Annotated in this window: 10 protein-coding genes; 1 reads left to right on the top strand and 9 read right to left on the bottom strand. The window is 73.8% G+C overall.

The features are described 5' to 3' along the window. Positions 1-270: 270 nt before the first annotated feature. Positions 271-2,130, bottom strand: a complete 1,860-nt coding sequence (locus tag MXD59_RS16885) for a protein kinase domain-containing protein (RefSeq protein ID WP_248825674.1) — start codon at positions 2,128-2,130, stop codon at positions 271-273. A 419-nt stretch (positions 2,131-2,549) separates the two neighbouring features. On the opposite strand from MXD59_RS16885, the gene ppk2 reads away from it, so the two are divergent. Beyond that, positions 2,550-3,578: a polyphosphate kinase 2 gene (ppk2, locus tag MXD59_RS16890; RefSeq protein ID WP_248814778.1), complete on the top strand. Its 1,029-nt coding sequence runs from the start codon at positions 2,550-2,552 to the stop codon at positions 3,576-3,578. 42 nt (positions 3,579-3,620) lie between these two features. Here the strand turns inward: ppk2 and MXD59_RS16895 are convergent, their stop codons facing one another. From MXD59_RS16895 to MXD59_RS16930, 8 genes are all read right to left on the bottom strand, one after another. Beyond that, positions 3,621-5,066: a class I SAM-dependent methyltransferase gene (locus MXD59_RS16895; protein ID WP_504858356.1), complete on the bottom strand. Its 1,446-nt coding sequence runs from the start codon at positions 5,064-5,066 to the stop codon at positions 3,621-3,623. A gap of 138 nt (positions 5,067-5,204) precedes the next feature. Beyond that, entirely contained in the window at positions 5,205-6,674 is a 1,470-nt protein-coding gene (locus tag MXD59_RS16900) for a pyridoxal phosphate-dependent decarboxylase family protein (protein WP_248825675.1), read from the bottom strand. A gap of 29 nt (positions 6,675-6,703) precedes the next feature. After that, entirely contained in the window at positions 6,704-7,786 is a 1,083-nt protein-coding gene (locus MXD59_RS16905; RefSeq protein WP_248825676.1) for an alpha/beta fold hydrolase, read from the bottom strand. Between the two features lie 96 nt (positions 7,787-7,882). Further along, on the bottom strand, positions 7,883-8,047 hold the full coding sequence (locus tag MXD59_RS16910; protein WP_175087740.1) for a hypothetical protein: 165 nt from the start codon (positions 8,045-8,047) through the stop codon (positions 7,883-7,885). Between the two features lie 342 nt (positions 8,048-8,389). Further along, positions 8,390-9,715, bottom strand: coding sequence for a DEAD/DEAH box helicase (locus MXD59_RS16915; protein ID WP_248825677.1), 1,326 nt, complete (start codon positions 9,713-9,715; stop codon positions 8,390-8,392). 568 nt (positions 9,716-10,283) lie between these two features. Beyond that, positions 10,284-11,756 carry a glycosyltransferase 87 family protein gene (locus tag MXD59_RS16920; RefSeq protein ID WP_248825678.1) on the bottom strand — a complete coding sequence of 491 codons (1,473 nt, stop codon included), beginning with the start codon at positions 11,754-11,756 and terminating at the stop codon, positions 10,284-10,286. A gap of 449 nt (positions 11,757-12,205) precedes the next feature. Further along, complete coding sequence (locus MXD59_RS16925) at positions 12,206-13,489, bottom strand: DUF445 domain-containing protein (RefSeq protein WP_248825679.1); 1,284 nt, start codon at positions 13,487-13,489, stop codon at positions 12,206-12,208. Between the two features lie 151 nt (positions 13,490-13,640). Continuing rightward, the gene (locus tag MXD59_RS16930) at positions 13,641-14,399 is read right to left on the bottom strand and encodes an enoyl-CoA hydratase-related protein (protein ID WP_248825680.1); all 759 of its coding nucleotides are present in this window, start codon (positions 14,397-14,399) and stop codon (positions 13,641-13,643) included. Positions 14,400-14,401 lie beyond the last annotated feature (2 nt).

Consider the following 14,401-nt stretch of genomic DNA (forward strand, 5'->3'; position numbering starts at 1 on the left):
CCCGTCCTCGCCACCGGAGAGGGTGCCGCCGGCACCCCGCTGCCGTGGGAGTCGACCGCTCGCCGCGGACCGCCCGACCTGCGCCGAAATGGTCGCTCCTCCGATCACGCTTCGATCACGTTCTGATCACGTTCGGCGGGACGGCCCGGCCGCCGTGGCAGCATGGTCCGGGGATGCCGTCCATGCTGCCTCCAGACGTTAGCGTGTGGGTCCGACCGGCTGGGCCCAGCCGGTCGAGGTGGGCGCGTCGCCACCTGTGGCTACCGGCGGCTACCGGCGACTGCCCGTGGCGTTCGGGTCGTTGGGCGGGATCGTGTCCAGCGCGGTGAAGGCCGTGCCCGTCCACTCGAAGCGCACGTCGGCGTGGCCGGAGGGGGCGTTGGGCTGGTCCTGCGGATCGAACGTGGCATAGCGCAGGGTGACCCGGTAGTTGTTCGGTTGGCGGACGAGGGCGATGTGGGCGCTCGGCGCCGAGGTGTCCGTGCCGCGGTACTCGCCGTCGGCGAAGACGAAGGCGAACTGCTGCGGGTTGCCCCCGGCGGACCCACCGGTCCCGATCACCACGTTGAGCCGCCGGTCCTCCTGGTAGGTGCTCAGGTCCGGGTCGTAGCCCTTACCGCGGATGATCTGTGCCGCCTCGTCGGTGGACAGCACCTTCGGCGTCGCCGACGGCGTGCTGGTCGGCGTCTGGCTCGGGGTGGGGGACGTGCTGGGCGTGGTGGTCGTGGCGCTGGTCGTGGCCGGCGCGGTCGGCGTCGACGACGTCGGCGTGGTGCTGGCCGTCGCATCGACGCTGCTGGACGTGGTGACGGGTGTGTCCCTGCCGCCGTGGTCGCCGGTGAGAGCCACCGCGGCCGCGATCCCACCGCCCAGCAGCACCACCGCCAGCAGCACCCCGGCGATGATCGCGCCGCGCCCGCCGCCCGACCGACCCCCGTCCCCCCCGGACGACGGCCCGTAGCTCTGCGAACCGTAGCTCTGCGGACCGTGGTTCTGTGCCCCGTGGTTCTGTGCCCCGTGGTTGTACGCCGCGCCGTAGCCGTCCGCGCCGTAGCCGTCCGCGCCGTACCTGCCGGAGTCGTGGCCGGCGGCGCCCTGACCGCCACCTCGGTAGCCGCTGGCGTCCCGGCCGGCCGGGCCCTGGCCGCCGGCACCGTAACCGGCGGTGCCGTAACCGGCGGCGGCGCGGCGGGGGGTGTCGGGTGCGCGTCGGGTGCGGGCGGAGAAGTCGGTGGGGGGCGGCCCCTGGGGCGGGGTGGGTGGCAGCGACCAGATCTGGGCGAGGGCGGTCTCGCTGGCCTCGTCGGAGGCCGCGGCCGAGCGCAGGTCCCGGCCCAGCAGCCGGGCCAGCAGGTCCGCGGCGCTCGGGCGCGCGGCGGGTTCCTTCGCGAGCGCGTCGCGCACGGGCCCGGCCAGGGCGGCGGGCAGGCCGGTCAGGTCGGGTTCGGCGGTCAGGATCTGCATACCGATGGCCTCGGCCCGTTCACCACGAAACGGTGGACGGCCGGCGGCCGCGAACGCCACACACGCCCCCCAGGCGAAGATGTCGGCGGCGGCGTCGGCCCGTTCACCACGCAGCTGTTCCGGGGCCATCCAGACCAGGGTGCCGATCAGCATGCCGGTGCGGGTGTGGCTGGTACTGTCCGACGCCCGGGCGATGCCGAAGTCGATGACCTTCGGGCCGTCCCAGGCCATCAGGATGTTCGCGGGCTTGAGGTCGCGGTGCACGACGCCGGCCTCGTGGATGGCCACCAGCGCGTCGGCCAGGCCGATCGCGAGGCCCTGGACCAGCCGCTCGTCCAACGGCCCACGGGTGGCCACCGCGTCGGCGAGGCTGCGACCCTCGACGTACTCGGTGGCCATCCACGGACGTTCACCGGTGAGATTGGCGTCGAGGACAGCCGCCACCGTGCTGCCGCGGACCCGCCGGGCCGCCGCGACCTCCTGGCGGAACCGGGCGCGGAACTCCGGATCGTCGGCGAGCCCACCGGTGGGAACCTTCACCGCGGCCGGGCCGCCATCCGCGCCGAACCCGAGGTAGACCACGCCCATCCCACCGGCCCCGATACGGTTCGCCAGCCGGTACGGGCCGATCCGCTGCGGATCGTCCGACGTCAGGGGGGTCAGCACACCTGTTCCTCTCCTGCGGGCGCCCAGGCCCGGGCGGCGGCGCGACAGTCGGGCCGGAAGAATTGTGTCGTAGCGCCACCGATGCCCGCATCCCCACAGGCAACAATCACAATCCGTAGATAATTTTGAGCCTTCTCGTGACTGTCTGATGGTTGGCGAGAGGGTCGTCCGGGTAGTTCATCCGAAGGATGATCGCAGTAGCCCGCCGGCGGCGCGCACTCAACCCCCGTCGCGCGCGGCGGGCTGTCGGGTTCCCGACAGGGCGCCAGGCGGTCGGTGTGCTTCCCGACCAGGGCCGAGGGGCCCCACCTTCGTGTCATCTGGCGTTCGTCCGCCCGTCAACTGACGGCCTGGCCGGATCCGTACGGTTGGCCGGTCAGGCTTGCACATACGTGCGTACGCACGAGAGGGAGGCCACTGTGACCGAGGTCGAACGGGTCATCCCCAAGGGCGCCGACGACCAGGCGGCCCCCCTGACGTACGGCGCGGTGGGAAACGGGCTGCACGGCTGGCTGGGTGCGGCCGGTCTCGCCGAGCAGGTCGGCGCCCAGGCCGCGAGCCTGGCCGGGCTGCGCGTGCGGGACGAGGACGACGACGAGGCGATCCTGCTGCGTCCGGACGGCACCCCGGTCGACACCTGGCGGGAGAACTACCCCTATGACGAGCGCCTTGCGCGGGCCGACTACGAGCGCGCCAAGCGGCTGCTGCAGATCGAACTGCTGAAGCTGCAGTACTGGGTGAAGGAGACCGGCCAGCGCCTGGTGCTCGCCTTCGAGGGCCGCGACGCCGCCGGCAAGGGCGGGACGATCAAACGGTTCACCGAGCATCTCAACCCGCGCGGCGCCCGGGTGGTGGCGTTGGAGAAGCCCTCCCCGCGGGAGAAGGACTCCTGGTACTTCCAGCGTTACGTCCAGCATCTGCCGGCCGCCGGCGAGATCGTCCTGTTCGACCGCTCCTGGTACAACCGGGCCGGGGTGGAACGGGTGATGGGGTTCTGCTCACCCGGGGAGTACCGCGAGTTCCTGCGCCAGGCCCCCGAGCTTGAGCGGATGTGGACCCGCAGCGGCATCACCGTCATCAAGCTGTGGTTCTCGGTGTCGCGCCGGGAGCAGCAGACCCGGTTCATCGTCCGCCAGATCGACCCGGTGCGGCAGTGGAAGCTCAGCCCGATGGACCTCGCCTCCCTCGACCGCTGGGACGACTACACCGACGCCAAGGAGGCGATGTTCTTCTACACCGACACGACCGAAGCGCCGTGGACGGTGGTGAAGAGCAACGACAAGAAGCGCGCCCGCCTCGAGGCGATGCGCCACGTGCTGCACCGCTTCGACTACACCGGCAAGGACGAGTCCATCGTCGGCATCCCCGACCCGCTCGTCGTCGGTCGGGCCGCGAACCTCCTCGAGACCGGCGAGAAGGCCGACCGCACCTTCCCCACCCTGCACTGACCGGCGCCCCACGCTGGCCCCTGGAGATCCGGCAGAGACGGCCTACGTGGTGGGCCGGCCCTGGGCCGGGGTGCGGGGGTCGGCCGGGGTGGGGGAGTCGTAGCGGGGGCGCAGGGGCTGGCCGGAGCGGCCGTGGTCGGGGCGTACGGCCAGGGTCTGGTGGATCTGGGACCGGCCGGATTCGAAGCTGAGCGCGGAACCCGCCATGTACAGCCGCCACACCCGGGCCCGGCCCGGGCCGACCAGGGCGACCGCGGCGTCCCAGTTCTCCTCCAGTCGGCGCACCCAGGCGCGCAACGTCAGACCGTAGTGTTCACGCAGGTTCTCGACGTGGCGCACCTCGAAGCCGGCGGCCTGCGTCAACGTGGTCAGCAGGCCGATCTCGTGCAGTTCGCCGTCCGGGAAGACGTAGCGGCGCAGGAAGTCGGGGCCGACCGGCAGCGGGATCGGTCCGAGCTGGGGTCGGCCGCGGTGCGCGCCCGCCGGATCACCGGGAAACGAGATGCCGTGGTTGAGCAGCCGGCCACCGGGCCGGAGCAGCCCGTACAGGCTGTCGAAGTACGTCGGCAGCATCGCCCGGCCGACATGTTCGACCATGCCGATCGAGCTGATCGCGTCGAACGGGCCGTCGGGGATCTCCCGGTAGTCCTGCAACCGGATCTCGATGGCGTCGGCCAGGCCGGCCTCGGCGATCCGTGTGCGGGCCAGCGCCGCCTGCTCGAGCGAGATCGTCACCCCCACCCCGCGCACCCCGTGGTGGCGGGCGGCGTGCAGCAGCAGGCTGCCCCAGCCACAGCCGACGTCGAGCAGCCGCTCACCGGGACGCAGCCCCAGCTTGCGGCAGACCAGCGCGAGCTTCTCGGTCTGGGCGCGGTCCAGGGCCGTGTCGAGGGTGTGCTCCGGTGTCTCCCACACCGCGCACGAGTAGACCATCGTCGGGCCGAGCACGAGCCGGTAGAAGTCGTTGGACACGTCGTAGTGGTGGGAGATGGCGGCCGCGTCGCGGCGGGTGCTGTGGCGCCGTCCCCGCAGCCGTGCCTCCTCGGCGGGCAGGGCCGGCGGACGGGGGCCGAGCGCCCGCAGCAGGGCGAGCGCGGCCGGCGCCATGGCCGACAGGTCGCCGCGCAGCCGCGCCGGCGCGGTGTCGATCGCCTCCCGCACGGCGAGCGCCGCGAACATGTCCCCCTCGACGTCGAGGTCGCCGGCGACGAACGCCCGGGCGAACCCGAGTTGCCCCGGCCGCAACAGCACCCGGCGCAGTGCCTCCGGGGAGCGCACCACGATCCGGGTCGCGCTGTCCGGGCCGAGTGTCGAGCCATCCCACAACCGCACCCGCACCGGCGGTGTGTCGCCGAGCAGCGCCCCCAGCAACGTTCTGGCGGCGTCGGTGACCGGCGGTGGCCAGGTCCCCGCCGCCCGCGGCTGCTCGTCGGGCCGCCGTGGCCGGTTCGACGTCTCGGCTTCCACCGGTTCGCAGTTGGTCGTCACGCGCACCCTCCAGCTCGCGTCCGCCGTCTGTGGGGCATGGCGCAGCCAACGCCTCCGGCGCAATAGTCCCCCGAAGCGAGCGTCTCCACACGGTGGCGGGAATCGCATCACCGCACTCCCACCTGTGGGAACAGGCGGTCAGCGGCGGGCGGTACCGACCGCGGCGGCGATCACGTCCACGGCCAGGTCCACCTCGGCCCGCGTGGTCGACCAGTTGCTCACCGACAGTCGCATGGCCGCGCGTCCCTGCCACACCGTCCCGGTCAGGTAGGCGTCCCCGCCCGCGGTCACCGCCGCCGTGACGGCACGGGTCAGCCGGTCGCCCTCGCCGCCCGGCGCCTCGACGCGCAGCAGCACCTGGTTGAGCGGTACGACGACCCCGTGCCCGGCGGGTCCCGGCGTCGCGTTGAGGACCCGGACCCCGGGCAGCCCGGCGAGTCGGCTGGCGGCGTGCCCGGCGAGCTCACAGCAGCGGTCGACCAGGTCCCGCAGGCCGTCCTGGCCCAGGGAGCGCAGCGCCGCGTAGACGGCGAAGGTCCGGGCCCGGCGGCTGAACTCCGGGGTCCAGTCGACCGGGTCCAGCGCGCCACCGGGATCGGGCGGGAAGTAGTCGGCCGGCGCCACCATCGCCCGGCGGTGCGCCGCCCGGTCGGCGACGATCGCGATCCCACAGTCATAGGGCACGTTGAGCCACTTGTGGCCGTCGGTCGCCCACGAGTCGGCGTCCGCGGCACCCTCGACCAGCGCGCGGCGGCGTGCCGAGCCGGACGTCGCCGCCCACAGCCCGAAAGCGCCGTCGACATGCACCCAGGCGCCGTGCGCGTGCCCGAGCGCGCAGATCTGCCCGAGCGGATCGACAGCACCGGTGTTGATCTCCCCGGCCTGCGCGATGACGATCGTCGGCACCCGCCGGGCGCCGACGGTGCGGGTAGGAGTGTCGGTGGCGGCGAGGGTGTCAAGGGTGGCGCGCAGGGCGTCCGGGCACATCCGGCCCCGGCCGTCGCCGGCGACGGTGTGTATCCCGCGGCTGCCGAAGCCGAGCAGGCGCAGCGCCGCGTCGACGGTGGTGTGCCGGTCGGCGCCGGCGAGCACCCGCACCGGCGGGGCGCCGGTGAGGCCATCGGCGCCGACGTCCCAGCCGACCTCGGCGAGCACCCGGTGGCGGGCGGCGGCCAGCGCCGTCACATGGGCCATCTGCGTGCCGGTGGTGAATCCGACCGAGGCCGTCGCGGGCAGCCCGAGTGCCTGCCTCACCCACCGTCCGGCGATCTGTTCGACGGCGCTGGCCGCCGGGGACAGCGAGGCGAGCGCCGCGTTCTGATCCCAGACGACGGCCAGCAGGTCGGCGGCGAGGGCCGCGGGCAGGGTGCCGCCGACGACATAGCCGAAGAACCGCGGCGATCCGGTGGCCGTCAGCCCGCCGCCGACCGCCTCGACCAGCGCGTCGATGACCGCCACCGGATCACTGGGCGCCGCCGGGAACGGACCGTCGAGGCGGGCGAGCACCTCAGCGGCGCTCAGACCGGGCCGCACCGGACGGTGGGCCAGGCTGGCCAGCCAGGCGTCGGCGTGCCGGGTGGCGCCGCGCAGCGCCGCCCGCAGCGTCACCCCGGGATCGTCCGACGGGGACCGCGGGTTCAGCTGTCCACCGCCGGACCGGCAGCCACGTTCGCGGACGTGGGGATGTCCTGGCTGAGGGGGCCCGGCGCCGGCCCGGCGCCGGGCCGGCGGGCGGCCTGGGCGGCGGGACGCCCCTCGTGGGCGAGCCAGTCGAGGATGATCGTGGCGGTCTGGTCGGGGTCCTCGAGCATGGGGATGTGGCCGAGACCGGCCAGGATCTCGACCCGCCAGTCGGGCCGGCTCCGCGCCGCCGCGTGGGCCATGGCGACCGGGACGAGCCGGTCGAGGGTGCCGTGCAGCAGTAACGTCGGCGCGGCCGCGGTGCGCAGATAACCGGTCAGGGGGGTTCGGCGGACCATGCCGGCGACCACTGAGCGGGCCGCGGTGACGAACGCCGCGTCGGCCCCGGCCGTCAGCCCGCGTTCACGCTGGGCCCGTTCCATCACCTCGAGGGTCCGCGCCGGGATCCGGCTCGGATCACCGCACAACCGGACCAGGCTCTCCTCGACGAGGGCGAGCGGGGTCGTCCGGGCCCGGCGGCGGGCCAGTGTGTGGGTGCCCAGGCGCGGGACGAACAGCGCGGCGAACAACGCGAGTGTCATCGGGGCGGGGTAGGCGCCGCGGGGCAGCGGCAGCGCCGGATTGACCAGGACGAGCCCCGCGACGGTGTCGGGTGCCAGCACCGACTGCCGCAGACTGATCATTCCGCCCATCGAGTTGCCGACCAGCACGGCTGGCCCGGCGAGCACCTCGGTGAGAAACCGGTCGAGCAGACGCTGGTTGCCCGCGACGTGCGGCCGTGGCCGCTGCGCCGGGGTGCGCCCGTGCCCGGCGAGATCAAGCGCCAGCACCCGGCAGGTGGGGGTCAGCAGGGGCGCCAGCCGTAGCCAGTTGTGGTACGAACCGCCGAGCCCGTGCACACACACCATCACCGGTCCGTCCGCCGGCCCGCCGAAGTCGACGACGTACACCGGACCGCCCAGCTGGGCCTGATAGGCGGCGTGGCCATCCTCGGCCGGTCCGGCAGGGTCCGGCCGCAGCGGGGCATGGGCGGCGAGCAGGCCGGACTCGCTCAGTGGCACCGGCGTGGTACTGGTCATCCTCTGACGGTAGGACGCCCGGCGTGCACGCGCGTGCGAAGGGGTCGTGCGGTCGGCCGCATGAGCGGCGGCCGCCCGTCGCCGGCCCTGGCCGGGTCACAGGGAGGGGGAGGCTCCCAGTCGCAGCCGCTTCGGGTTCGCGAGGGACGCGGGGGCGACCCGGATGTCGGTCTCCACCGCGGTGGCTCCATCGATGGCGGGCTCGGTCGGGATCGACCCGGGCAGACCCGCGGTCAGCGGGGAGGACTGCTGTTGCTCCACGCGCACGCTCCTTCCAGTGATGTCGGCACCTGTCCCCAAAACGGTATCCAGGGGACGGCCCACCCCAGGACGTCAGGTGTCGCTGGTCACACCACAGATTCGAACCGTGACCCCATCACCGACCCGTCACGGCCCGCCGACCGATGCCCCGGGGCGGGACGGGGCCGGGCGGGACGGGGCCGGAAAAAGAAGATGGCGCCGCCGTCCGGACGGGAATCCGGGCGACGGCGCCATCGGGTGCCTGACCCTGGACGTCAGTGGACGTCCCTTGTCAGACGTCCACGATCAGGACGGTCCGACGGGCCAGGCGACGAGCGAGAGGCGACGAGCAGGTGCCGGGTCTCAGGCGCTGGGGGTGACCGGTGCCTGAGTGGCGGTGACGGTGGCGGCGGGGCGACGCTGCGGACGGCCGTGGGCCGAGGTGGGACGGCCGCCGATGCGGTGGCCACCACCGTCGCGGCGGGCGTTGCGGTGCTCCCCGTCACGCCCACCGGTGGAACCGCCGGTGCGTGCGCCGCTGAAACGCGGCCCCCGAGCCGCCGCGGAACTCGCGGCCCGTGCCTTGGGGATCGCGTCCGGGCTCACCCGGGGTGCCGGCGGGCCGGCCAGCTCCAGGATCACCGGGTCGTCGGGCTTGGTCGGAAGCGGGCGGGCCTCGATACCGACCGCGCGCAGCAGACCGCGCACCTTGCCCCGCTCGGCGGGCAGGGTGACCAGCACGTCGGCGCCGTCGGCGCCGGCCCGGGCGGTACGCCCGCCGCGGTGCTGGTAGGTCTTGGCGTCCTCGGGCGGGCCGAGGTGCACCACGAGGCGGATGCCGTCGACGTGGATGCCGCGAGCGGCGACGTCGGTGGCGACCAGCACCCGGTAGAACCCGTCGGTGAAGCCGGCGAGCGCGCGGGTGCGGGCGCCCTGGGGCATCCCACCGTGCAGCGGCTCGGCGGGAACACCGGCGCGGCACAGCGATTCGGAGATCCGGTCGGCGTCGCGCTGGGTCCGTACGAACACCAGGGTTCGCCCGGAGCCACCGGCCAGCGCCGTGACCAGTTCGACCTGCGCGGTCCGGTCAGGCGCCTCGAGGGCGTGCCGGGCGAGCGTGGTGACCTGGGAGGTCTCCGAGTCGATCGCGACGAGCACCGGGTCGGGCAGGTAGTCGCGCACCAGGACCTCGACCTCACGGTCGAGCGTCGCGGAGAACAACAGCCGCTGCCCGCCGGAGGGGGTGGCGTCCAGCAGGGCCCGAACCGCGGGCAGGAAGCCGAGGTCGCACATGAAGTCGGCCTCGTCGAGGACGGTCATCTCGATCTCACCGAGCTCGCAGGCGCCTCGCTCGACGAGGTCGGTCAGGCGACCCGGGGTGGCCACGACCAGGTGCACGCCGCGGCGCAGTACCGAGATCTGCCGGCTGATGGAGGTTCCGCCGTAGACGGGGGCCATCCGCAGGTTCAGTGCGCGGGTCAGCGGCTCGAGGGCGTCGTTGACCTGCTGGGCGAGCTCGCGGGTGGGCACCAGCACCAGGGCGCGGGGCCGACGCGGGGTCGCCGGGCCGCCCTCGGCCAGGCGGCCGAGGATCGGCAGGCCGAAGGCCAGCGTCTTACCGGAGCCGGTACGGGCCCGGCCGAGGACGTTCTCTCCGGCCAGCACGTCGGGCAGCGTCGCCGCCTGCACCGCGAACGGTGCGGCGATGTTGCGCTCGGCGAGGGCCCTGATCAGCCGCTTGGGCAGACCAGCGGCCTCGAAGGTCTCCGCCGGGGGGCGAGGTTCACGGGTGGTCAGGGCAGGAGCGGCCGGACGGGCCGGACCGCTGAAGCGTGAGCCGCCGCCGTACCGGGAGCCGCGGCTGGAACCGCGACCGGCACCGCTGGGCCCGCCACGGCCCCGGGGCGGGCGCGGCTGGCGGTGGGCAGCGAGAGACTGGGAGTTTCCATGCTGAGACAGAGGGATCCGCCGATCAGGTCAGGGCCACCATGAGATCAGTAGGACAAGTGCGGAGGTTTGCACAAGCCCGTTTGTATCGTCCGGCGGCCGGGGTACGGCCGGCTCCGCGACCGGACCCAACGGCGGGAAAATCCCGCTTTGGCGCTCGCACCGACCTCGCACACCCGACCATGTAGCCGGGCGCGGACAGCCGCTGCGGCCGTCGTCGTGTTTCACGGTACCTCGGCGATCGGATGTGCGGGGCCCGTCGGCAGGGTGCAACGAGCCGGTGCATACCCGTGGGTGGCGGTCCGCCCGGTCACGGTGCGCCAGTCCGCCGGTGTGGAAGGGGCCCTTCGTCCGTGCTGACCCGGTCGGCGGGGCCCGGTTCGGTGGGCGTCGCGGTGAGGCCGCCGGAGGTCGGGATAGCCCAGGGTGTCGCGGTACTACGGACCGCGAAGGCCAGGATGACGCCCAGTCCGACGCAGACCGCGTACGGTCCGGCGGCCCGTGCGTCGGCCGCGTGCACGGCGGCCAGACCGAGGATCAGCAGGCCAAACGTGATGGTGCGCACTGTCCGGGACGCGACCAGGGTCACGTCCGGGCGGATCGGCCTGCGCCGAGCGCCGAAGGTCCTGTCCGGACCCGGGCTCAGCAGGCAGGACAGCACCAGCGGGAGGCCGATGACGGCGGTCACGGCCAGATCGGTGCCGGTGGTGCGGTGCGGCGTGACCAGCAGCCAGGAGCCGGCCGCGAACAGGGCGATCGGCCCGGCCGAGACGGGCCGTCGGTCCCGAGGAACCCGTCCACCTCGCGTGTCCCGTCCGCCCTCCGGGTCCGGTACGTCCCCCGGGTGCTGTCCGTCCCGTGGGTGAGGGGTGACGGGACGGCTGAGCGCGAGCAGGGGCGCGACCAGCAACAGCAGGTAATGGCACCACACGACCGGCGAGGCGAGCAGCGCCGCGACGACACCACCGGTGTAGGCGAGCCGTTCGTCGTGGCCGCGCCGCGCCGCCCACCAGCAGCCGGCCAGCACCGCCAACGCGGCCAGCTGCGCGAGCCGGCCGGCCGTCGAGATCGACAGGCCCACCCCGGTGAGCAGCCCGGTAAGGCTGATCCCCGCCCGCGCCTCCACCCGGCCAAGCTGACCCAACAGCTCCACGTAGTCGACCAGACCCAGGGGGCTGACCAGGGCGCTGACGCCGATCAGCGCCGCGAGCACCGCCCCGGCCGCCCCCGCCGCCCGCCACCGCCGCGCCAGCAGCAGCCACACCAGCAGCGGTACCAGAAAGACCTTGCTGTAGATGACGAGGGCCACCACCGTGCCACATGCCAGTGCGCGGTCCCGGGCCCGCCAGGCCAGCGCGAGCGCCGCGAACAACAGGGCGTTGAACGTTCCCATCTGCAGGCCGATGACCGTCGTGGACGCGGCCAGCACCAGCGCGTGGACGCGCAGGTCCCGCACCCCGGCCAGGCGCACCCCGGCCAGCACCGCGAGCACGGACCCGGCCACGAACAGATCGCCGGCTGCGGAAAGCGACGACAACGGGACGAACGGCAACGCGGTCAGATACGGGTAGACGAAGGCCGAGCCGGAGTACACCGCGGCGGTCCCCGGCGTCGGATACGGGTTGTGACCGGACTGGATGGCCGCCCCGGCGCGCAGGAACACCGCCACGTCGTAGTGCCCGATCCGGCTGATCATCCCGACCCAGAGCAGGGCGATCAGCCCGGCGAACGCCGCCCAGCCCGCAGCGACCCGGACGATCCCCCCGACCGGGCGGGGCCCCACGGCGACCGGCCGGCCCCGTCGCCGTCCCCGCCCCGGGGACCGCCCCAGCGGCCGGCCAGCAGACCACCCGGAAGACCACGGATCAGACCACGGAGGTGGGTGCTGGGGTGGACGCGCGGACGTCCGCGCACGGGGGCGAACCGCGCGGCGGACACCGGGGTTCACCACCCGAACGGGCCGTGCCCCCGTGGGCCGGCCAGGTCGGTGTGGGGAACGGACGAAACGGGCTACCCGGCCAGGTGTGACCGGTCGCACAGCACGGCCGGGCGGGGCCGGCTGACCGTGCTCCCCGGTCGCGGGGGGCCCGGGAGATCCGGGAGATCCGGCGTGCGTGGGGCTCGGCACACCCGGCACACCCGGCGCGCTGGGTGGATCTGGCTGGTCTCGCACGTCGTTGTGCCCACCCTGGGTTGGCGATCAGGCCTGCGGATCGTCGCAGATCGTGGCCGTCACAGCAGCAGCTGGGTGAGGGTGTGGATGACCAGACCCACCAGCGCGCCGACGACCGTGCCGTTGATCCGGATGAACTGCAGGTCGCGGCCGACGTGCAGTTCGATGCGCCGGGAGGTCTCTGCGGGCTCCCAGCTGGCCACCGTGTCCCCGATGATCGCCGAGATGTCCCCCTTGTAGCGGGCGACGGCGCGGGCGGCGAGGTCGGCGGCAGCCTGGTCGACGGTGCGGGCGAGGTCGGGGTCCTCGACCAGCCGGGCGCCGAAGGCGGCCAGTTCGGTGCGGGCCCGCACCCGGGCGGTGCTGTCCGGATCGGTGATCAGATCGAGCAGGATCGCCCGGGTCGTCGCCCAGATCGTCGCGACGGCCTGCCCGACCTCCGGCCGGGCCAGCCAGCGCTGCTTCATCTGCTCCACCTGCTCGCCCAGGCTCGGGTCGGTGCGCAGCCGGGTGGCCTGATCGGCGAGGAAACGATCGAGGGTCGTGCGCACCCGGTGCTCGGGATCGGCCCGGATCTGCGCCAGCGCCTCCAGCGCCTTGTCGTACGCCTTGGCCGCGACGGCCTCGTCCAGCCACTGCGGGGTCCAGGCCGGAGCCTGGTCCAGGATGAGCCGGCTGAAGGTCTCGGGGTTGTGCAGCAGCCAGTGTTCGACCTCGGCGAGGATCAGCTCGACGAGCCGGTCGTGCATCCGGGCGTCCAGCACGCGTTGCAGGATCGCGCCGAGGGTGCCCGCCCAGGGCCGTTCCACCAGCCGTGGCACCACCGCCCGGTCGACGATCTCGCGGACGAGGTCGTCGTTCGTCCCGGCGATCACCGTCGACAGCCGCCCGGCGGCCTCGGCGGCGACCCGCTCGGCATGGGCCGGTTCCCGCAGCCACGTCCCCACCCGGGCCGCGACCCCGATCCCGTCGACCTTGTCCCGTACGACGTCCGGCGCCAGGAAATGGGTGCTGACGAAGTTCTCCAGGCCACGCCCGAGGGCGTCCTTGCGATGCGGGATGATCGCGGTGTGCGGGATGGGCAGGCCGAGTGGATGACGAAACAGCGCGGTCACCGCGAACCAGTCGGCGAGCGCGCCGACGACACCCGCCTCGGCGGCGGCGGCGACATAGCCCGCCCAGGCGGGGCCACCGTGGTTGTGCCACGCCTGGGCCGCCAGGTAGATCGCCACCACCGTGGCGAGCAGCCCGGTGGCGATCAACCGCATCCGACGTAACGCCTGGCGCAACCCCGGCTCGTCCGCCGTCCCGCGGGGCAGGGCCGCCCCCGCCGGTTCGCTCATCGGCCACCGCCGCTCATCGGCCACCGCCGCTCATCGGCCCACCGTCCCCGATCGCACCTGGTGTCCCCCCACCGCACCGAGGGTTCCGGGAGCGGGCCCGGGCCGTTCCGGCGCTGATCGTCGCGTGTTTCGACAGCCTATGTGGTCGTCCTCATCGCCTGGCCCGTCCCGGCAGCCGGGCCTCGATCGCGGCGCGGGTCTCGGGTGCGGCGAGCTGGCGGGCGAACTGCACGGCCTCCTGCTCCAACCGGGCCAGCACCTGGGGCCCGTCGGAGTCATGCAGCAACGCGCGGGTGGCGGCGAGTGCCTGGGCCGGCTGGGCGAGCAGGGCCGCGATCCGGTCGTCGACCCGGGCCCGCAACGCGTCGGCGTCGGGCAGCACCTCGGTGACCAGGCCCAGCCGGGCCGCCTCGGCCGCGTCGAAGGGCTCCCCGAAGTAGAGCAACCGCGCGGCCGCCGCCGGCCCGACCCGGCGCGGCAGCAGCAGACTCGAACCGAACTCCGGCACCACACCCAGCGGGACGAACGGCAGGGCGAAGACGGCCCGAGCGCTGGCGTACACCAGATCGCAGTGCAGCAACAGCGTCGTGCCGATGCCGACCGCCGGGCCGTCGACCTCGGCCACCAGCAGCTTCGTCGTCGCCGCGACCGCGCGCAGGAACGTCAGCGTCGGGCCGTCGGTCCGCAGTGCCCCACCGGCCAGGAAATCGGCGAGGTCGTTGCCCGCGGTGAACGTCGCGTCCTGGCCGCACAGGCGGATGATCCGGATCGTGTCCTCGCGTTCGGCGCGGAGGAATCCCTCGGCGAGCGCGCCGTACATCTCCTGGGTGAGGGCATTGCGCTTGGCGGGACGAGCGATGCGCAGTGTCAGGACACCGTCGTCGACATCGACGTGAATGTGCTCGCTCACGG

Origin of the sequence: Frankia umida (assembly GCF_023242945.1) — a bacterium.
Lineage (GTDB): Bacteria > Actinomycetota > Actinomycetes > Frankiales > Frankiaceae > Frankia > Frankia umida.